The sequence below is a fragment of the Mycobacterium sp. E3339 genome (assembly GCF_001666915.1).
In the GTDB taxonomy this organism is placed as follows: Bacteria; Actinomycetota; Actinomycetes; order Mycobacteriales; family Mycobacteriaceae; genus Mycobacterium.
This window is the reverse complement of the sequence record NZ_LZIZ01000251.1, coordinates 17,525-37,342: the sequence shown is the minus strand read 5'-3', so window position 1 is coordinate 37,342 and position 19,818 is coordinate 17,525. Positions and strand designations below refer to the sequence as shown.

Annotated in this window: 19 protein-coding genes; 7 read left to right on the top strand and 12 right to left on the bottom strand. The window is 69.6% G+C overall.

Translation table 11 applies throughout. From position 1 onward, the window contains the following. The 6 genes from A5702_RS24270 to A5702_RS24245 are packed head-to-tail and all read right to left on the bottom strand — an operon-like array spanning position 1 to position 5,030. Positions 1 to 918 carry an MBL fold metallo-hydrolase gene (locus A5702_RS24270; RefSeq protein WP_068224530.1) on the bottom strand — a complete coding sequence of 306 codons (918 nt, stop codon included), beginning with the start codon at positions 916 to 918 and terminating at the stop codon, positions 1 to 3. Then, the gene (locus tag A5702_RS24265) at positions 918 to 1,676 is read right to left on the bottom strand and encodes a LamB/YcsF family protein (protein WP_068224526.1); all 759 of its coding nucleotides are present in this window, start codon (positions 1,674 to 1,676) and stop codon (positions 918 to 920) included. Before A5702_RS24265 ends, A5702_RS24270 begins: the two co-directional genes overlap by 1 nt. 26 nt (positions 1,677 to 1,702) lie before the next feature. Further along, entirely contained in the window at positions 1,703 to 2,416 is a 714-nt protein-coding gene (locus A5702_RS24260; protein ID WP_068224523.1) for a sensor domain-containing protein, read from the bottom strand. Between the two features lie 36 nt (positions 2,417 to 2,452). Then, complete coding sequence (locus tag A5702_RS24255) at positions 2,453 to 3,313, bottom strand: metal ABC transporter permease (RefSeq protein WP_068224520.1); 861 nt, start codon at positions 3,311 to 3,313, stop codon at positions 2,453 to 2,455. Beyond that, positions 3,310 to 4,134: a metal ABC transporter ATP-binding protein gene (locus A5702_RS24250; RefSeq protein WP_068224516.1), complete on the bottom strand. Its 825-nt coding sequence runs from the start codon at positions 4,132 to 4,134 to the stop codon at positions 3,310 to 3,312. The genes A5702_RS24255 and A5702_RS24250 overlap by 4 nt, the downstream gene beginning before the upstream one ends. Continuing rightward, the gene (locus tag A5702_RS24245; protein WP_068224564.1) at positions 4,131 to 5,030 is read right to left on the bottom strand and encodes a metal ABC transporter solute-binding protein, Zn/Mn family; all 900 of its coding nucleotides are present in this window, start codon (positions 5,028 to 5,030) and stop codon (positions 4,131 to 4,133) included. The genes A5702_RS24250 and A5702_RS24245 overlap by 4 nt, the downstream gene beginning before the upstream one ends. Positions 5,031 to 5,186: 156 nt before the next feature. Here A5702_RS24245 and A5702_RS24240 point away from each other — a divergent pair, with 156 nt between their 5' ends. Then, positions 5,187 to 6,266: a LacI family DNA-binding transcriptional regulator gene (locus A5702_RS24240; protein ID WP_055399751.1), complete on the top strand. Its 1,080-nt coding sequence runs from the start codon at positions 5,187 to 5,189 to the stop codon at positions 6,264 to 6,266. A gap of 10 nt (positions 6,267 to 6,276) precedes the next feature. Here A5702_RS24240 and kstR read toward each other — a convergent pair whose 3' ends face one another. Further along, the gene (gene kstR, locus A5702_RS24235; protein ID WP_197281082.1) at positions 6,277 to 6,876 is read right to left on the bottom strand and encodes a cholesterol catabolism transcriptional regulator KstR; all 600 of its coding nucleotides are present in this window, start codon (positions 6,874 to 6,876) and stop codon (positions 6,277 to 6,279) included. A 324-nt stretch (positions 6,877 to 7,200) separates the two neighbouring features. Between kstR and A5702_RS24230 the strand changes: the two genes are divergently transcribed. Beyond that, on the top strand, positions 7,201 to 9,324 hold the full coding sequence (locus tag A5702_RS24230; protein WP_068224513.1) for an acyl-CoA dehydrogenase: 2,124 nt from the start codon (positions 7,201 to 7,203) through the stop codon (positions 9,322 to 9,324). 84 nt (positions 9,325 to 9,408) lie between these two features. Here the strand turns inward: A5702_RS24230 and A5702_RS24225 are convergent, their stop codons facing one another. Next, the gene (locus tag A5702_RS24225) at positions 9,409 to 9,942 is read right to left on the bottom strand and encodes a hypothetical protein (RefSeq protein WP_055399747.1); all 534 of its coding nucleotides are present in this window, start codon (positions 9,940 to 9,942) and stop codon (positions 9,409 to 9,411) included. A 50-nt stretch (positions 9,943 to 9,992) separates the two neighbouring features. Then, entirely contained in the window at positions 9,993 to 11,075 is a 1,083-nt protein-coding gene (locus A5702_RS24220; protein WP_068224512.1) for a ferredoxin--NADP reductase, read from the bottom strand. A gap of 156 nt (positions 11,076 to 11,231) precedes the next feature. Between A5702_RS24220 and hsaA the strand changes: the two genes are divergently transcribed. From hsaA to hsaB, 4 genes are read left to right on the top strand one after another with little or no spacing between them, the layout of a single operon-like run. Further along, complete coding sequence (gene hsaA / locus A5702_RS24215; protein WP_067821495.1) at positions 11,232 to 12,416, top strand: 3-hydroxy-9,10-secoandrosta-1,3,5(10)-triene-9,17-dione monooxygenase oxygenase subunit; 1,185 nt, start codon at positions 11,232 to 11,234, stop codon at positions 12,414 to 12,416. After that, positions 12,413 to 13,285, top strand: coding sequence for a 4,5:9,10-diseco-3-hydroxy-5,9,17-trioxoandrosta-1(10),2-diene-4-oate hydrolase (gene hsaD, locus A5702_RS24210; RefSeq protein WP_067902299.1), 873 nt, complete (start codon positions 12,413 to 12,415; stop codon positions 13,283 to 13,285). Before hsaA ends, hsaD begins: the two co-directional genes overlap by 4 nt. Then, positions 13,285 to 14,187 (top strand): iron-dependent extradiol dioxygenase HsaC, encoded by a 903-nt coding sequence (gene hsaC / locus A5702_RS24205; RefSeq protein ID WP_055399739.1) that lies wholly within the window; start codon positions 13,285 to 13,287, stop codon positions 14,185 to 14,187. Before hsaD ends, hsaC begins: the two co-directional genes overlap by 1 nt. Next, positions 14,187 to 14,753 carry a 3-hydroxy-9,10-secoandrosta-1,3,5(10)-triene-9,17-dione monooxygenase reductase subunit gene (gene hsaB, locus A5702_RS24200; RefSeq protein WP_055399736.1) on the top strand — a complete coding sequence of 189 codons (567 nt, stop codon included), beginning with the start codon at positions 14,187 to 14,189 and terminating at the stop codon, positions 14,751 to 14,753. The genes hsaC and hsaB overlap by 1 nt, the downstream gene beginning before the upstream one ends. On the opposite strand, the gene A5702_RS24195 is transcribed toward hsaB, so the two are convergent. Continuing rightward, complete coding sequence (locus A5702_RS24195) at positions 14,750 to 15,211, bottom strand: hypothetical protein (protein ID WP_068224511.1); 462 nt, start codon at positions 15,209 to 15,211, stop codon at positions 14,750 to 14,752. The genes hsaB and A5702_RS24195 overlap by 4 nt on opposite strands. Positions 15,212 to 15,399: 188 nt before the next feature. Here A5702_RS24195 and A5702_RS24190 point away from each other — a divergent pair, with 188 nt between their 5' ends. Continuing rightward, a complete protein-coding gene (locus A5702_RS24190; protein ID WP_068224509.1) occupies positions 15,400 to 15,822 on the top strand; it encodes a hypothetical protein in 423 nt (140 codons plus the stop codon). Positions 15,823 to 15,871: 49 nt separating this feature from the next. Here the strand turns inward: A5702_RS24190 and A5702_RS24185 are convergent, their stop codons facing one another. Both A5702_RS24185 and A5702_RS24180 read right to left on the bottom strand, forming a co-directional pair. Next, entirely contained in the window at positions 15,872 to 19,027 is a 3,156-nt protein-coding gene (locus tag A5702_RS24185) for a serine/threonine-protein kinase (RefSeq protein ID WP_068224506.1), read from the bottom strand. Positions 19,028 to 19,153: 126 nt separating this feature from the next. Next, positions 19,154 to 19,756: a DsbA family protein gene (locus A5702_RS24180; RefSeq protein WP_068224561.1), complete on the bottom strand. Its 603-nt coding sequence runs from the start codon at positions 19,754 to 19,756 to the stop codon at positions 19,154 to 19,156. Positions 19,757 to 19,818 lie beyond the last annotated feature (62 nt).

Below are 19,818 nucleotides of genomic sequence, written 5' to 3'. Positions count from 1 at the left end.
TCAGGCCCAAGGGTTCTCGCGTCGCCACACCGTAGGCAGGTGCAGCGAGACGCCGTCGGACGTGGCCAACTCGTCGAGGACTTCGATCGAGGTGTCCAGGTCGTCACCCGCATACGGCAAGGCCCGCAGCGGTTTTGACAGCGGCCGGAAGAAGTCGTCCCAATGGATGAGGATCACCCGGCGCGCGCCCACCGCGCGCACGGTCTCGTTCCAGTAGTCGGCCAGGTAGGACCGCGGTTGCAGCCCGAGCTGCCCCACGGACAGGTAGACGGCGTCGGCGCGCCGCCCGGCAAGCGCGCCCTCGACGAACCCGGCGCTGCCCTGGATCAACAGCCGGCGGCCCGAGGGCCGGTGGTGCACCAGCGTCGACCATGACTCGCCGCAACGGTAGGCCGACGCCTTGACCGGCGGCGTCAGCGGCTCGTCGATCGTGCCGGGGAACCGGTCCGGGGGGCAGTGATGGGACTCCACGAGCGTCACGTCGTAGGCCCCCAACGCGATCGGCTCTCCGCTGGCGGCGATCACGATGCGGTCCTCGGGCAGCCCGTATCCGCGCCCGACGTTGGCCGCCGACCGGCCGCCCACCAGCCGCGCGCCGGTGCGGTCGGCCACCAGCGCGGAGTCCAGCGCGTGATCGATATGGGTGTGCACCGGGATCACGGCCTGCAGCCGGGACACCTTGGCCCGGGCCAGGCTACCGTCCACGCGGGCCGGTGACGGCGCCACTTTGCCGGCGGCCACCCGCGCCAGGCCGGGCCGGGAGAAGTAGCCGTCGGTGAGCAGCGCCGACGAGCCGTCGTCGACGAGCAGCGTCGCCACGCCCATCCACGTCACCGACAGGGATCCGGGTTCGGCGGCGGGCGCGTCGAACCGGTCCGCGTACCGCGCGATGTCGGGTCGACCGGGCTTGAGCCGCATCAGCGAAACGCCCCGATCTCGACGCCGGCCGCCGTGAGCCGGTCCCGCACGGCGGTCGCGATCTGCACCGCACCGGGCGAATCGCCATGCACGCAAACCGATTCCGCCGTGACCGTGACCGATGTGCCGTCGACGGCGGTGACCCGGCCGCTGGTCACCATGCCCAGCACGCGGTCGGCGATCGCGGCCGCGTCGTGCAGCACGGCGCCGGGCTCCCGGCGGGACACCAGCCGGCCGTCCGGCCGGTAGGCGCGATCGGCGAAGGCTTCGGCCACGGTGCGCAAGCCACGGGTCGAGGCCTCGTCGAAGAACACCGAACCGGCCATGCCCAACACCGGCAGCCCCGGGTCCACCATCCGCACCGCCTCCGCGACCGCGGCCGCCTGATCGCGGTTGGTGATGATCGAGTTATACAGCGCCCCATGGGGTTTGACGTAGGAAACCGCGGAGCCGGATGCGCGCGCGATCGCCTGCAGCGCGCCGATCTGATAGACGACGTCGGCGGCGAGGTCGTCGGCGGAGACGTCGATGAAGCGCCTGCCGAACCCGGCCAGGTCTCGATAGCTCACCTGCGCGCCGATGCGGACGCCGCGCTCGGCGGCCGACCGGCAGACGCGCAAGAGGCCGGCCGGGTCCCCGGCATGGAATCCGCACGCGACGTTGGCGCTGGTGACGATCCGCAGCATGGCGTCGTCATCGCCCAGGCGCCAGACGCCGAAGCCCTCGCCGAGGTCGGCGTTGAGGTCGATGCGGGCCACCCGCCCAGCTTATGGGGCGGCCGTCGCTACCGGGTGACGACCGCCGCCGCGACTTGTTGGGCGATGTCCACCGCGGACCCTCCCGGCAGGAACGAGCCGCAGGTGGCCACGTCGATGACGACGTTGTTGCGCGCGGTCAGCGCGCGCTGGCACCGCCAGCCGTCTTCGCTGCCTTGCTGCTCTTCGGACGTGCTGAGCGTGCCGCCGACCGCGTGGGAATCGGCCACCGCCCACGCGACCTCGGGCTGCCCCGGGGGATGGTCGACGAACCGGCGGTTGGCGCAGGCGGACCACCTGCGCACTGATGCCTCGTAGAACGCGTTGGCTTGCCGGGCGGTGGGGTAGGCGATCACGGCCTGGTCGACGGAATAGTTGCGCACCATGGGGTTGTCGTAGCTGTCGTCCAGTCGCTCGCCGCGCACCGCGGTCCAGCCGGTGTCCGCGTACACGGCCTGCTGGGCGGGCCCGGCCATGGCCAGGCAACTCTTGTCGCTGAACGTGCCGCTGGAGTCCCACATGTCCTGCGTGCGGTACCGGATCCGCAGTGCCGCACCCAGGATGTCGTAGATTTTCCTGTCGTCGAGCAGCAGCCCGTCCAGGGCGGTGACGGCCACCGGGGCCTGAGAGAGCGGACCGTGGTTGTCCGCGGGCGCGGCGCTGCCGGCGACGGTGGTGGTGCAGCCCGCCGTCAGGGCACACACCGCCGCCTGCAGGACGCTTGCGAATTGCCTACGCACCAGAGCCTTTCGGACGCGGGCTGATCGGTGTCGACAAGCTTAGGCGGCGAACTCCTGCCGGCGCCCCAGCAACCAGCAGGCCAGGTAGATCAGGAACGAAATACCCGCCACGAACACCGACACCGGGACGCCCGGCGCCAGCGACAGCACGATGCCCCCGACCGCGGAAACCTCGGCGAAGATCACCGAGGCCACCAGCGCGGCCGCCGGGGAGGCCACCACCCGGGCGGCCGCGGCCGCCGGCGTGATCAGCAGCGACATCACCAGCAGCGCCCCGACCACCTGGACGGCCTGAGCGGCCACCACGCCTACCAGCGCGGCGAACACGATGCCGAGCGCGCGAACGGGCACGCCGCGGGCCGCGGCGACGTCGGGATCGACGGTCGCGAACAGCAGCGGGCGATAGCACGTCGCGATGACGGCGATCACGAGCAGGCACACCAGCGCCAGCATGGCCAGCCCCGTGTAGCCGACGCCGACGATCTGTCCGGTGAGCAACGCGAAGCTGGTCGCGGTCCGGCCCGGGTAGAGGTAGAGGAACAGCACCGCCAGGCCCAGCCCGAAGGCCAGCACCACCCCGATGACCGAATCACGCTCGCGGGCCCGCCGGCCCAGGACGCCGAACAGCGCCGCGGCCAGGGCGCTGCCGACCAGGGCGCCCACCCCCACTTCGATGCCCACCAGTAACGCGAAAGCCGCTCCGGTCAAGGACAATTCGCTGGAACCGTGCACGGCGAACGACATCTGGCGCATGACGATGAACGGCCCGATCAGCCCGGCCACCAGCCCCAGCAGCACGGCCGCGATCAGCGCCTGCTGGACGAAGTCGTGGCCGAGCAGATGGGCTGTGATGTCGAAGTCGAGCAGGTGGGCCAGGACGTCGGTGAGCCGGTGATTCACGGGTGGGCCCCGTCGGTCGTATCGCCCACCACCACGTAGCGGTCCTTGACCTTGACCACCTGGATGTCGGCCCGATACAGCATCGACAGGGTCTGGGTGGTCATCACTTCCTCCACCGTGCCGATCCGGAACCGCCCGTCGACCAGGTAGATCAGCCGGTCGACGTACGGCAGGATCGCGTTGACGTCGTGGGTGACGACGATGACGGTGGTCGCGGCGTCCCGGCGGCGCCGGTCGATCAGGGCGGACACCAGCTTCGCGTTCGCCGGGTCAAGCGCCAGCAGCGGCTCGTCGCACAGCAGCAGCATCGGGTCGCTGACCAGCGCCTGCGCGACGCGCATCCGCTGCAGCTCGCCACCCGACATCACGCCCACCCGGACATCCGCCAGGTGTTCGGCGTTGACCTGCCGCAGCGCCTCGGCCACGGCCGCCCGCCGGCGGGCCCGGTCGGCGGATCGCAGGGGCATGGCGCCCCAGCGATGCCCGTCGACACCCAGCCGCACCAGGTCGCGACCCCGCAGCATCACCTCGTGGTCCATCGGTCGGTGCTGCGGCACGTAGCCGACGCGCCCGCTGCCCGAGGTCATCGGCTTCCCGTCCACCAGCGCGGTTCCCGCGGACAGCGGCAGCTGACCGAGCAGCACCTTGAGCAACGACGTTTTGCCGCTGCCGTTCGGGCCGAGGACGGCGATGAACTCGCCGCGCGACACCGTCAGGTCGAGATGGTCCCACAGCACCCGGTCACCGAAAGCCAGACGGGCGCCGCGCAGCGAGACGGTGTCCGGGTGGCGGTCGACGGCGTGGACCGCGTCGAGCGTCACGGCTGCACTGACCGGCGTGATTGCAGCGCGGCCAGCAACTGTTTGACCGTATTGCGTTGCCACGTCAGGTAATCCGTGCCCTCGGGGAGGGTCTCGCTGACCTCGGTCACCGGCACGCCCGCGCGCCGCGCGGCGTCGCGCACGCCGTTGATCGCGGCGGTGGATGTCTGCGGGTTGACCAGAAGCGCCGCCACCTGACGGTGGTTGATCAGGTCGAGGACGAACGCCATGTCGGACGGCGAGGGATCCGTCTCGTTCTCGTTGGCCGCGGTGAAGGCGGGCGGCGTGCGGTTGATCAAGCCGGACGCCGAAAGCAGGTAGTACCCGACGGGTTCGGTCGCGATGACCGCGGTGCCCGGGTAGGCGCTGGCGATGGCGTGTTCGGAGATGGCGATCGCGTCCGCGCCGCGGCAGAACTCGGCCGCGTTGGCACGGTAGTCGGCGGCGTGCGCCGGGTCGATGGCGGCCACGCGGTCCGCGATGGCGAACGCCACCGATTTGGCGACGTCGAGGTCGTAGAAGACGTGCTCGTTGGCCGGTTGCTCCCCGGTGGCGGTTGCCTTCAGGAACGAGTAGGCGCCGATGGACTTCACGCCGGGGTGACTGGCCAGCACCTGCTCCACCCAGGGGTCGTAGCCGCCGCCGTTGTAGACGATCAGGGTGGCGTCGGTGATGGCGGCCGCGTCCGAAGGGCTGGCTTGGTAGGAGTGCGGGTCGGTGTCGCCCCCGGTCAGGATCGACCTGACCGCGATGTGACGGCCGGTGACGGCGCTGGCCACGCTGCCCCATACGCCGGTGGAGGCGACGACGGTGGCCGCCCGCGGGTGCGCGACGCCGCCACAGCCGACGGCGGCCAGCAAGGCCAGCGCGGCGGGCAGCCAACGCAGCCCGGCCATCGCGATCCGCCCCCGCCTCAGCGCCATGCGCACGTTCGATGTCCTCTCGCCGGCCGGTCGGCCGACCCACAATACTAATGAAAATCGTTTCCATTACAAAGTGACTGGTGTACGCCGCGCACGCGCGCATGCGGATTCGCTGTAGCGTCACCGACTGTGAGTCCCGCATCGCGCCGGCGTGCGACGCTGGCGTCGTTGGCGGACGAACTGAAGGTTTCACGCACCACGATCTCGAACGCCTTCAACCGGCCGGATCAGCTCTCCGCCGATCTCCGTGAACGGGTGCTCGCGACGGCCAAGCGGTTGGGTTACCCGGGTCCCGACCCGGTGGCGCGGTCGTTGCGCACCCGCAAGGCCGGCGCGGTCGGGCTGGTGATGGCCGAGCCGCTGACCTACTTCTTCAGCGACCCGGCGGCGCGGGATTTCGTCGCCGGGGTCGCGCAGTCCTGCGAGGAGCTGGGGCAGGGCCTGCTGTTGGTGGCCGTCGGCCCCGGCCGCAGCATCGAAGACGGGACGGGCGCGGTGCTCGGCGCCGGGGTGGACGGCTTCGTGGTGTATTCGGTCTGCGAAGAGGACCCGTACCTCCAGGTCGTCTTGCAGCGCCGGTTGCCGGTGGTGGTCGTCGACCAACCGAAGGGGCTCGCCGGTGTGTCCCGGGTCGCCATCGACGACCGGGCGGCGATGCGTGGGCTGGCGGAGTACGTGCTGGGGCTGGGGCATCGCGAGATCGGGCTGCTGACCATGCGGCTGGGCCGCGACCGCCGGCAGGGACTGGTGGACGCCGACCGGTTGCGATCGCCGGCCTTCGACGTGCAGCGCGAACGCATCGTCGGCGTGTGGGAGGCGATGACGGCCGCCGGCATCGACCCCGACGCGCTGACCGTGGTGGAGAGCTACGAGCACGAGCCGGACTCCGGCGGCACCGCCGCCAAGGCCGCGCTGGAGGCCAATCCGCGGATCACCGCGCTGATGTGCACGGCGGACATCCTGGCTCTGTCGGCCATGGATTACCTACGCGCACATGGCATTTACGTGCCGGGGCAGATGACCGTGACCGGTTTCGACGGCGTACCGGACGCGATCGGCCGCGGGTTGACCACGGTGGCGCAGCCGAGCCTGCAGAAGGGCCGCCGGGCGGGCGAGTTGTTGTTGCGTCCGCCGCGGTCGGGCCTGCCGGTCGTCGAGGTGTTGGGCACCGAGCTCATCCGGGGCCGCACGGCGGGGCCGCCCGCGTGACAATCGCCAGCTAGCTGCTTTCGGTGTCCCCGATCAACAGCCGCACCGCCAGATCCAGTCGCTTGCTGACGTCGGTCGCCGAGGCGCGCCGGGTGAGCCAGGCGAGCAGGTTGGACAGCCAGACGTCGGAGATGACCCGGGCGATGTGGTACTGGTCCTCGGTCGGTTCGCCGTCGGCCATCGCGCGGGCGAACATCGAATCGATGAGCTTCTCGACCTGGTCGACCTCGCTGGCCGCGGAGGCGTCGGCGAAAACGTAGGCGCGCGTCATGGCCTCGGTGAGCAGGGGGTTGCGCTGCATCGCCCGGTTGAGCTTGCCGACCATGAAGTTCAGCCGCTGGAACGGCGTGCCCCCGGTCATCGAGGAGCGGTCGGTCTTGGCGTCGATGCGGCTGAATTCCCGGCCCAGCGCCGACACCAGCAGGTGCACCTTGGACGGGAAGTAGCGGTACAGCGTGCCCACCGCCACGTCGGCGCGATCGGCGACGGCGCGCATCTGCACCGCCTCGTAGCCGCCCTTCGACGCGATGGCCATGGTGGCGTCCAGGATCCGCTTGCGGCGTTCCCGCTGGGCCTCCGAGCCCAGTTCGGACTCTGCCAATACCGCCACGTTCATCACCTCGCGCGGCTGCGAGTCGGAAGCGCGGCTCGAGTTGGCACTGGCTGGCATGTGACGGGTTGCTCCTGTTCCTGGCGGCTCGCTTGCAAACGATACGCATGCTGAGTGTGAATTTCCCACCTCCGTACCGCCGGGACAGCGGCGTGTGCTGCTGTGATGGCGTTCGACTTGACGGTCGATCGCTGGCACTATTAGAACACGTTCTAGTCTGCGAAGAGGAGGGTTGCGCAGCGACCCGATGCACGCAGGAGAATCGAGAGCTAGGGGTCGTAGGCCCCACGTCACGTCGACGCGAAGGACGCGGAGGTCCCAACGGTGGTAGCGACCGTCACAGACGAGCAGTTCGCCGCGCGCGCCCTGGTGCGCGACTGGGCCCGCAATTCGGCGTCGGGCCCCGGCGGGACCACGGCGATCCGCGAGGTCGAGCAGGGCGATGCCGACGCGTGGCGCCCGGTGTTCGCAGGCCTGGCCGAGCTGGGCATCTTCGGCGTGGCAATCCCCGAGGAGCATGGTGGCGCGGGCGGCAGCGTCGAGGACCTGTGCGCGATGGTCGAGGAGGCGGCCAAGGCGCTGGTTCCCGGGCCGGTCGCCACCACCGCGCTGGCGACGCTCGTCGTCACCGACCCCGATCTGTTGGCGCAGTTGGCGGCGGGCGAGCGCTTCGCCGGGCTGGCGCTCGAGGGTGACGCCCAGTTCGACGGCGAGACCTCGCGGGCGTCGGGGGTCCTGCCGTTGGTCCTGGGCGCCGCCGACGGCGGCGTCCTGTTGCTCCCGGCCGGCGACGACTGGCTGCTGGTGGACACCGACAGCGACGGCGTGCAGGTCGAGGCCCTGGAGGCCACCGACTTCTCCCGACCGTTGGCCCGGGTGGTGCTGACGTCCGCGCCGGCCACCGTGATCACGGCGTCGCGCCGGCGCGTCGAGGAATTGACGGCGACCGTGCTCGCGGCCGAGGCGGCCGGGGTGACCCGGTGGTCGCTGGACACCGCCGTCGACTACGCGAAGGTCCGTGAGCAGTTCGGCAAGCCGATCGGCAGCTTCCAGGCCGTCAAGCACCTCTGCGCGGAGATGCTGTGCCGCGCCGAGCAGGCCGAGGTGGCCGCCGCCGACGCCGCGCGTGCCGCCGCCGACAGCGACGCCGACCAGTTTTCGATCGCGGCCGCGTTGGCGGCCAGCGCCGGCATCGCCGCAGTGAAGGCCAACGTAAAGGACTGCATCCAGGTCCTCGGCGGCATCGGCTGCACCTGGGAACACGACGCCCACCTGTACCTGCGCCGGGCGCACGCCATCGGCCGGTTCCTGGGCGGCGCCGAACGCTGGTTGCGCCGGGTCACCGAACTGACCCAGGGCGGGGTGCGGCGGCGCCTGGGGATCGACCTCACCGAGGTCGAGGGCCAGCGCGCGGAGATCGCCGCGGCCGTCGCCGAGATCGCCGCGCTGCCCGCCGAGAAGCGGCAGGCGGCGCTCGCCGAGGCGGGGTTGCAGGCGCCGCACTGGCCGGCGCCGCACGGGCGGGGCGCGTCACCGGCCGAACAGCTGCTGATCGATCAGGAGCTCGCGGCCGCCGGCGTGGCCCGTCCGGACCTGGTGATCGGCTGGTGGGCGGCGCCGACGATCCTCGAACACGGCACGCCCGAACAGATCGAGCGCTTCGTCCCGGGCACGCTGCGCGGCGAATTCCTCTGGTGCCAGCTGTTTTCCGAGCCGGGAGCCGGGTCGGACCTGGCGTCGCTGCGCACAAAAGCCGTGCGCGGTGAGGGCGGCTGGCTGCTCACCGGGCAAAAGGTGTGGACGTCGGCCGCGCACAAAGCGCGGTGGGGCGTGTGCCTGGCGCGGACCGACCCCGACGCGCCGAAGCACAAGGGCATCACCTACTTCCTGGTTGACATGCGCTCGCCGGGCATCGAGATCCGCCCGCTGCGCGAGATCACCGGTGACTCGCTGTTCAACGAGGTCTTCCTGGACAACGTGTTCGTTCCCGACGAGCTGGTGGTCGGGCACGTCAACGACGGTTGGCGGCTGGCGCGCACCACGCTGGCCAACGAGCGGGTCGCGATGGCCACCGGCACTGCGCTGGGCAACCCGATGGAGGAGCTGCTCAAGGTGCTTCAGAAGCTCGACCTCGACGCCGCGCAGCAGGACCGGCTCGGCCGGTTGATCGTGATCGCCCAAACCGGCGCGCTGCTGGACCAGCGGATCGCCCAGCTCGCGGTGGGCGGGCAGGACCCGGGGGCGCAGTCCAGCGTCCGCAAGCTCATCGGGGTGCGCTACCGGCAGGCGCTGGCCGAGTTCATGATGGACGTCGCCGAGGGCGGCGGGCTGGTCCGCAACCACGCGGTGTACGACTTCCTGAACACCCGCTGCCTCACCATCGCCGGCGGCACCGAGCAGATCCTGCTCACCGTGGCCGCCGAGCGGCTGCTCGGGCTGCCGCGCTGACGGGATCTGCGTCGAGATTGCTGCCACGGTCGTGGATTTCGCGGAATCACAACCCCGGGTGCAATCTCGGCGCGCCACAGGGGCTTACGAGAACGTCGTGACCGCGCAGGTGCTGGGCGAGGTGATGTTGACCCCGGGGTAGACCACCTGGATGTGTGTGCAGACGATGACGTTGTTGTCCGTCTTGGGCTGACCCGTCTGCCAATCGGTGGAGTCGATGCGCCCGGTCGTCTGGTACTTGTCCGGCGGCCCCTCGCCGAAGTAGACCGTGGTGATCTCGTCGGATCCCATCGACTTCATCACCCGCTCGTACTGACCGGTGGCGTGCGCGTCGAGATAGGCCAGCCGGTTCGACGACCGGATCTCGGTGGTCTGCCGGGCCCAAAGCTCGTGCGGGAAGCCGGTCACCCCGTCGGGCGTCAGCATGTCGGCCCCGGCGGTGAAGTCACAGTGCCCGTCGGCCTTGAAGCAATTGAGGACGGTGCGCGTCTCCAGCTGGTTGGGTCCGTCCAGCGGGAACAACGTGGTGGCGGTGTTGCTGGCCGCGCCGGCGGCCGGTCCGGGCAGCAACGCCAAGGCCGTTGTGGCCACCGCAAACCCGGTGATCAGCCGCTTCATGCCGCTCCCCTCTCGGTTCGCCAACCCTAAGGGTGAACCTAACCCCGCGACTACTCGTCGTAGGTGACTTCTACCGAATCAGATTCCGGGTGAGATTGACAGGCCAGGATGAGGCCGTCGTCGAGGTCTTGCTGCTCGAGCACGTCATTGACCTCCATGCTCACCTTGCCGCCCTTCAGGGTGCAGGCGCACGCGCCGCAGTGGCCCTCGCGGCACGAGAACGGCGCATCCAAACCTTTCGCGAGCAACACGTCGAGCAACTTGGCGTGACGCGGCCACGACACCGTGTGGGTTTCGCCGTCCAGCTCCACCACCGCGGTGGCCGGCGGCTGGTCGCCCGCGGCGGTGTCGTCGACCTTGACCGCCGCGAACGGGTCGGAGTCCAGAGACTTGAACACCTCGATATGCACTTGCGGCGCAGGCACTTTCAGCGAGTCCAGCGCTTCGCGGGCCGCATCCATGAAGGGGCCGGGCCCGCAGATGTACACGGGCCGATCGGTGAAGGGGGCGGCGAGCTTCGCCAGCGCGGGCACGCTCGGCATCCCCTGCAGCGATTCCAGCCAGTGCACCACCGTCAGCCGGTCGGGATACTTGGCCGACAGCTCGCGCAGCGCTTCGGCGAAGATCACCGAGCGGTCGTCGCGGTTGGCGTACAGCAGCGTCACCTGGCCGCTGCCCTCGGCGAGCGCCGACTTGGCGATCGACATGATCGGGGTGATCCCGCTGCCCGCGGCCATCAGCAGGAAGTCGTCGTCGAGCGTCTTGGGCACGAAGTTGCCCGACGGCGCCAGCACGTGGATCCGCATGCCCGCCCGCGCGTGCTCACACAGCCAGTTCGACGCGTATCCGTCCGCGGTCCGCTTGACCGTGACCGTCAGCGCGTCGTCCGTGAACGGCGAGCTGCACAGCGAGTAGCAGCGGGCCACCGAGCCGGTGCGTTCGCTGGGAACGCGCAGCGTCAGGAATTGGCCGGGCGCGTAGCGCAGCCGCTCGGGCGGGATCTCTGGGTCGCCCGGCTCGTCGGGCACCGCGAACACCAGGGATCGCGCGTCGTCGGTTTCCGCGACTACCTCGGCGATCTGCAGCTCCAGGACGTGGTCACCGAGCGGCTCGTCGAGATTGGCCTCGGCCACGACCCATCCTCCCTCTCGTCACAACTAGAACATGTTACAGAAAAGCCGATTCCTATCGCTACCAGCCGCAGGAATACCCTGCTCGACACAAATCGGAACGTGTTCTAGTCTCTGGTGTAAGTCCACTGATTAAGTTTGGCCCAGGAGGCAAACCTAGTGACGTCCATTCAACAGCGCGACGCGCAGTCGGTTTTAGCCGGTATCGATGACCTGCTGCCGCGGATTCGCGAGCGCGCACAGGCGACGGAGGATTTGCGCCGGCTGCCCGACGAGACCGTTCAGGACCTGCAGGACATCGGCTTCTTCACCCTGCTGCAGCCCGAACAGTGGGGTGGATTGCAATGCGATCCGACCCTGTTCTACGAGGCGGTGCGGCGGCTGGCCAGCGCGTGCGGTTCCACCGGCTGGGTCAGCTCCATCATCGGGGTGCACAACTGGCACCTGGCGTTGTTCGACCAGCAGGCCCAGGAAGAGGTCTGGGGCGACGACCCGAACGTGCGGGTGTCGTCGTCGTACGCGCCCATGGGCGCGGGCGTGGTGACCGACGGCGGGTATCTGGTCAACGGTTCCTGGAACTGGTCTTCGGGATGTGACCACGCCACGTGGGCCTTCCTCGGCGGTCCGGTGATCAAGGACGGCCGCCCGGTCGACTTCGGCAGCTTCCTGATCCCGCGCAGCGAATACCGCATCGACGACGTGTGGCACGTCGTCGGCCTGCGCGGCACCGGTAGTAACACCGTGGTCGTCAAGGACGTTTTCGTGCCCCGGCACCGCTTCCTGTCCTACAAGGCGATGAACGACGGCACCGCCGGCGGGTACGAGACCAACACCGCGCCGGTCTACAAGATGCCTTGGGGCACAATGCACCCCACCACCATCTCCGCCCCGATCGTCGGCATGGCCTACGGCGCGTACGACGCGCACGTGGAGCACCAGGGCAAGCGGGTGCGCGCGGCGTTCGCCGGGGAGAAGGCCAAGGACGACCCGTTCGCCAAGGTGCGCATCGCCGAGGCGGCCAGCGACATCGACGCCGCGTGGCGCCAGCTGAGCGGCAACGTCGCCGACGAGTACGCGTTGTTGAGTGCCGGCAAGGAGATCCCGTTCGAGCTGCGCGCCCGCGCCCGCCGCGACCAGGTGCGCGCCACCGGCCGCGCGATCGCTTCCATCGACCGGCTGTTCGAGGCCTCCGGCGCCACCGCGTTGGGCAACGACCAACCGGTGCAACGTTTTTGGCGCGATGCGCACGCCGGCCGGGTGCACGCGGCCAACGACCCCGAGCGGGCCTACCAGATCTTCGGAAACAACGAATTTGGGTTGCCGCCCGGCGACACAATGGTATGACCGCGACCGAAGAGCTGACTTTCGAGTCCACCTCGCGGTTCGCGGAGGTCGACGTCGACGGACCGCTGAAGCTGCACTACCACGAGGCCGGGGTCGGCAACGACCAGACCGTGGTGCTGCTGCACGGTGGCGGTCCGGGCGCGGCCAGCTGGACGAACTTCTCGCGCAACATTCCCGTGCTGGCGCAACGATTTCACGTGTTGGCCGTCGACCAGCCCGGCTACGGGCTTTCCGACAAGCGCGCCGAGCACGGGCAGTTCAACCACTACGCCGCGCGGGCGCTCAAGGGTCTGTTCGATCAGCTGGGGCTGGGACGCGTTCCGCTGGTGGGCAATTCGTTGGGCGGCGGCACCGCGGTCCGGTTCGCCCTGGACTACCCCGACCGGGCCGGCCGGCTGGTGTTGATGGGTCCCGGCGGGCTGAGCATCAACCTGTTCGCCCCCGACCCCACCGAGGGCGTCAAGCGGCTGGGAAAGTTCTCCGTCGAACCCACTCGGGAGAACCTCGAGGCGTTCCTGCGGGTCATGGTCTACGACCAGAAGCTGATCACGCCCGAGCTGATCGACGAGCGGTTCGCGCTGGCCAGCACGCCGGAATCCCTGACCGCGACCCGGGCGATGGGAATGTCGTTCGCGGGGGCCGATTTCGAGCTGGGCATGATGTGGCGCGAGGTGCACCGGCTGCGCCAGCCCGTGTTGCTGATCTGGGGTCGCGAGGACCGGGTCAACCCGCTGGACGGCGCGCTGGTCGCGCTGAAGACCATCCCGCGTGCGCAGCTTCACGTTTTCGGGCAATGTGGACACTGGGCGCAGGTGGAGAAGTTCGACGAGTTCAACAAGTTGACCGTTGATTTCCTGGGAGGTGCGTGATGAGCATCCGGTCGCTGGGCTACCTGCGCATCGAGGCCACCGACATGGCGGCCTGGCGCGAGTACGGCCTCAAGGTGCTCGGCATGGTCGAGGGTAAGGGCAGCACCGAAGGCGCCCTGTATCTGCGGATGGACGATTTCCCGGCCCGGCTGGTGATCGTTCCGGGCGAGCAGGACCGGCTCATCGAAGCCGGCTGGGAATGCGCGAATGCCGCTGGCCTGCAAGAGATCCGGAACCGCCTCGACGTCGAGGGCACGCCTTACAAGGAAGCCACCGCGGCCGAACTGGCGGATCGACGGGTCGACGAGATGATCCGTTTCTCCGACCCGTCCGGCAACTGCCTGGAGGTCTTCCACGGCGCGGCCCTCGAACACCGTCGGGTGGTGAGCCCGTACGGGCACAAGTTCGTCACGGAGGAACAGGGCCTGGGACACGTGGTGCTGACCACCCGCGACGACGAAGAGACCCTGCACTTCTACCGGGACGTGCTGGGCTTCAAGCTGCGCGACTCGATGCGGCTGCCGCCCCAGGTGGTCGGCCGTCCCGCCGACGGACCGCCGGCCTGGCTGCGGTTCCTGGGCTGCAACCCGCGCCACCACAGCCTGGCCTTCATGCCCGGACAGACCCCCAGCGGGATCGTCCACCTGATGGTCGAGGTCGAGAATGCCGATGATGTCGGGCTGTGCCTGGACCGGGCGCTGCGCAAGAAGGTGCCGATGTCGGCGACCCTGGGCCGCCACGTCAACGACCTGATGCTGTCCTTCTACATGAAGACACCGAGTGGATTCGACGTCGAATTCGGTTGCGAGGGAAGGCAAGTCGAAGACGACGACTGGATCGCTCGGGAGAGCACCGCGATCAGCCTGTGGGGCCACGACTTCAGCGTCGGCTTCAAGGGCTGATGACTGCCGCGCCGATCGATCCGCGCGCCTTTCGACAGGTGCTGGGCCAGTTCTGCACCGGCATCACGATCATCACCACCGTGCACGATGAGGTCCCGATCGGCTTCGCCTGCCAGTCCTTCGCGGCGCTTTCGCTGGACCCGCCGTTGGTGTTGTTCTGCCCGACCAAGGTCTCGCGGTCCTGGCAGGCCATCGAGGCCAGCGGCCGGTTCTGCGTCAACGTGCTGACCGAGAAGCAGAAGCACGTGTCCGCGCGATTCGGATCGAAGGAACCCGATAAGTTCGCCGGAATCGACTGGCACGCCTCCGAACTCGGCTCGCCGATCATCGACGGATCGCTGGCCTACATCGACTGCACGGTCGCGTCCGTCCACGACGGCGGCGACCACTTCGTGGTGTTCGGCGCGGTCCAATCGTTGTCGGAGGCACCGAAGATCAAGCCGCGACCGCTGCTGTTCTATCGCGGCGAGTACACCGGGATCGAACCGGACAAGACCACCCCGGCGCAGTGGCGCGACGACCTGGAAGCGTTCCTCACCGCCACCACCCAGGACACCTGGCTCTAGCGCGTCCCGCGGGAGGTCTCGTGCCGGACGCCCTCGCCCTCCGTCGTGGGATCGTGCGACTCCGCTGAACGCGCCACATCGGCATCGTCGTGCTCGCCCGCCGGCTTTTCGGCGGCTCGTGGGTGCAGTTCGTCGGCGCGCTTGAGCTGCTCCTCGAGTTGTTCGCGCGAAGCCGCGACCTCGCTCTGGTGGTTGGCGGCCCGCTCCTGCAGCCGCGCGGCTTCGGCCGCTTTGGCCTCCGCCTCGGCCTGGGCGGCGCGGGCCTTAGCGGCGGTTTCCTGGGCGAGGGCCTCGCGCCGTTCGACCTTGGCGGTCTCCAGCTTGGCCTGCTCCCGAATCTCCTCCGCCTGGCGTTGCCGCTGCCGGCTTCTCGTCTTGTTGACTGCCAGCAGCAGCAGGGCGATCACCAGAACTGCCGCGATGACGGCGACCACGATCCAGATCGTGTGGCTATTCATTGTGGGCTCCCATCAGATCGGTTTCGCCTGGCGCGCGGCGCTGACTCATAGTGGGATCCCCCTATCCGGCGTAAGTAAAACAACGCACCGGATTGACCGGGGGTCGGCCGGCGACCTTGGTCCCTTCCCCATCGCGGCGGTCGTCGAAATCATGAGATCGCCTGATCGAAGGCAGATAGGTGGGACCGATGACGGAAAGCCAGGGCAAGTTGCGTCTCGCGTACCTGGCCGGCGCCGTGGTGGACGCCGCGATGGTGGTGCCGCTGCTGGTGCCGGGCCTGGCCGCCGCGATGCTGGGTCTGCACGGGTTCGCCCCGGCCCCCGACTACCGCTACGCCGCCGCATTAAGTGCGGCCTTGATGGCCGGGTGGGCCGCGCTCCTCGTATGGGCGAGCCGCGCACCCGTCGACCGGCGGGGGGTGCTGCTGCTCACCGTGTTCCCGGTGCTTGCGGGCCTCGGCGCCGCGGGTGCTTATGCGATCGGCAGTGGCCTGGTACGGGCGGGCTACATGGCGCCGATCCTCGTGGTGCAGCTGGGCTTGACCGTGCTGTTCCTCAGCGCCTACCGGCGCGCTCGTGCTCTTGCCGGTGAAACGAATCGTCGCGGGTGATCCGAGCCGCAAGACCCTTCGAATTATCTCGTCGAGCGCTGCTCGGTCGCTACATGAAGTCCAGCGCCTCGACCGTCGCGATCGGGCCCTCGTGGGTCGGCCGGTTCGCACCGCCGATGCAGTAGACGGTGTTGCCGACCGTCGCCACCACTTCGGCGTGGCGCGCGGTGGGCATCGGCGCCAACGTGCTCCACTTCGCGTCGGCGATGTCGTACATCTCGACCACGTTCAGCACCATCGTCGGTTCCTCGCCGCCGACCACCACGATGCGGCCGTCGATGTAGGTCGCCCCGTAGGACCCGCGCGGCGTGGGCATGCCGACCAGCTTGGTCCAGGCGCCCGATTGCGGGTCGAAGCGTTCGTTCGCGGCGGAGTTCTTGTCGGCGGAAAGGAACCGACCGCCGATCGCGTACACGTAGGTCCCGTCCGACACCGCGGCCAGATGCTCGCGCGGGGTGGGCATGTCGGCTGCGTCGGTCCACGAATTGCCGTCGAAGACCTCGGTCTGCGGAACGAGCTGCTTGGCGTTCTGCCCGCCCACCACGACGAGCTTGTCACCCACCACGGCCGCGGCCGGCGCCGCACGGGCGTGCGTGAGATGCGGCAGCTCAACCCAATTCCCACCACGCAGCGCGAACACCTTGTCCGACGCGTCGGCAAGTTGATCGCTCGCACCGCCGAGCACCACCACTTCGTCGCGGTAGGTCGCCGCCGCGGCGTGATGCAGCGGGATGGGCAACGGCGGACCGGTCTGCCAAACGCCGGTGTGCGGGTCGTAGCTCTCGACGGTCTGCAGCGCGACCCCGTTGCGCAGGCCGCCCAGAACCCAGATCTTGTCGCCCTGGACGGCCCACGCCATCATCAGCCGGGGGGTCGGTGCGTCCGGGAGCGAGCGCCACTGCGACGCCGGCTGGATCCGGCGGGCCGGCAGCTTCAGCGCTTCGGCCGACGAGGTGAGCTGGCCGTCGCCGGGCGCGGTCGACCCGCCGATCGCGTACACGGACTTCTCCACCGCGTCGACGGCCATGCCGTGCCGTGGGGTCGCCATGTCGGGCAGGGCGGACCAGACCTTCGTCATCAGGTCGAACGCGGCGACGCTCTTGAGCGGTTGGCCCGCGGACATGCCCCCGACCGCGACCAGCCGCCCGTCGACGATCGCCACGCCGAGGTCGCTGCGCGGCTGGCTCAGCGCGGGCAGCGGCGTCCAGGTCTTCGCGGCCGGATCGTAGGCCTCGACCGCCGCCAGGTCCGCGCTGCCGTTGGTGCCGCCCACCGCGTACACCAGCTTGCCGTCCGACGCCGCGCCCAGCAGCTGGCGCGGGGTCGGAATGGGCGCGCCGAGGGTCCAGGTGTTGCCGTCGAACACCTCGGTGGTGTTCAGCAGCGCGCCGCCGGCGTCGACGCCGCCGGTGACGATAAGGCGGTCGCCCACCACGGCGGCCGCCGCGGCGGCCCGGGGCTGCAGCAGGTGCGGAAGCTCCACCCAGCGACTGTTGACGACGCGCCAAACCTGGTCGGTGGCAACGTTTTTGCCACCTTCGGATTTCCAGCCACCGAGCACGACGGGGTTTCCCTGCCAGGTGACCGCCATCGCGTGGGAGACGGCGACCGGTAGATCGTCGCCGCCCTTCCAGCTGTCGATGACGGGGTCGTAGCCCTCCTGCAGTCCGGTGTGGGCGCCGTCGCTGCGGATTCCGCCGAAGATCCAGATGGTCCCGTCGGCCTGCGTGGTGGCCGCGGCGTCGCGGGAGATGCGCGCGTTCGTGATCGGCTTCCACTGCATGGGGGGCTGCGCCGTCGGCTGCCCGGACCCGCCCTTCGAACCGCGCTTGTTGTCGGGCGAAAGCGCGAAGAAGACGCCGCCGATGACCAACAGCAGGACCGCGGCGAGGGCACCGGCCACCAACGCGATGCGGTTCCGCTTCTTGCCCGGCTCGGCGAACCATGCGGCCGCCCGGGCCCGGGGACCCTGCGGCGGGCCCTGGGCGCCGCCCCGGCCCGGCGGCGCGGCGGCTTGCGGAGGCCGCGCCGTGGGCTGCGTCGACGACGCTTGTGCGGCGCGCAGCAGGCTGGCCGCGTCCGGCACCTCGGCGGGCCCGGCATGCGGAAATGGCGCGGTCTCCCGCGCGTGTTGCTGGTCGATCTGGGCGCTGATCGCCGACGTCGGGTCGTCGTGCCCGGTCGGCAACCGCGGTGGGGGCGGCATGCTCGACGTGTTGAGGCCCGTTGGGCGCGCCACCTCGCTGTGCGGCCCGGGCGGGACCGGGGCGGCGTGCGGTACCTCGGTCGCCACGGCAGAGGCGCGCCCCGTGATGGCCATCGCGTCGGGTTTCAGACCGTTGCGGCGCTGGGCGGCCTGCAACTCGCGGCCGAACTCCTCGGCCGAGGCGGGCCGCTCGGCCGGGTCGATCGACATCGCCTTCTCGATCGCCGAGCACACCGCGTCCGGGATGCCGTCGGGACGCATATCCGGGATCCCGGCGGTACTGATCCGCAGGTATTGCGCGATCAGGTCCTCGCCCTTCTTGCGCTCGTGCGCGGCATTGCCCGCGATGAGGGCGTAGAGCGTGGCGCCCAGCGAGTACATGTCGGAGGCCACCGTGGCGGGATTGCCCGTCATCACCTCGGGCGCGGTGAAGTCGATGGTGCCGGAGAAGAATCCGGTCGCCGTCTCGTACCCGCCTTCGATGTGGGCGATACCGAAGTCACTCAATTGCGGCTCGCCGTAATCGTTGACGAGTATGTTCGCGGGCTTGATGTCGCGGTGCAAGGTCCCGGTCCGGTGCGCGGTTTCCAGTGCGCCGCAAAGCTTTACGCCGATGTGCAAGGCTTCGGGCCAGGGCACCGGCCCCTCCCGGCGCAGCCGGACCGCCAGCGAATCCGCCGAGTGGTAGGGCATCACGATGTACGGCTTGCCGCTCCCGGTGACGCCCACCCGCAGGATGTTGACGATGTTCGGATGCCCGGACAGCCCGCCCATCGCGTAGCCCTCGCGCAGGAAGCGTTCGCGGCTGTCATCGTCGATGTGCGACGGCAGCACCTTCACCGCGACGTTTCGCCCGAGGGCGGTCTCGTAGCAGCAGTAGATGACGCCCGCCCCGCCCCGAGCTACCTGTCGCGCGTCTTCGAACCCGGCGGCCGCCAGCTCCGCGGCGATGCCAGCCGGTACCGGTGCGACACTGTCGGGCCGTGGCTCTTCAGGCATTTGCTGGCGCTCAACCCTCCGCGAAGTGTGTGATTGGCGAGGTCAAGAGTAGCGCCCAGAACCTCACGGATGTGCTTTTCCGGCAACCTTCGTTCGCCCGGTCGGGATCCGAGTAGGCGGCCGCGCTCAGGCGTCGATGGTCGGCGGACCCTGATACGGCCGTTGCAGCGCGGCGAATTCGGGAGCGCCGGCCATCGTCAGCACGGCCTCCAGCAACCGAACCCCGTCCTGCGCCTTCGGTGTTCGGGTCAGCACCGGTCCGGAGAACGCCCGGCCGTCGACCGCGATGATCGGGCTGCCGGCCTCTTCGCCCAGCGCGTCCTGGCTGGCTTGGTGCGCCTGCTTGACCGGTTGGTCGTAGCCGCTGTCGTCGAGCGCTTCGGCAAGGCGTTCCCCGAGGCCGTTTTCGGCCAGGGCTGCGCGGATCGTGGCCGCGGTCAAGTCTTCCTGTCGCACATGGATGCGGCGGCCGATGGAGTCATACAGGCCGGCGAACGCGTCGGGTCCGCGCTCGCCGACGGCCGCGGCGAACAACCTGCCCAGCCGCGTCGACCGCTCCATCATCCGCTGGTGTTTCTCGTCGGTTTCCTCGCCCTCGTTGAGGATGGCCAGGTTCATTTGCCGCAGGGTGACCCGGGTGTGCGTCGATGGCGCGGCGTCGAGCAGCCAGCGCGCCGTCACCCAGGAGAAAGGACAGACGGGGTCGAGGTAGAGGTCGACGTCGGCCACGGGATCCTCCTTCGCGTCGGGAACCGAACTATTGCGACGCATACCCGCTACCGGCCGGCGCA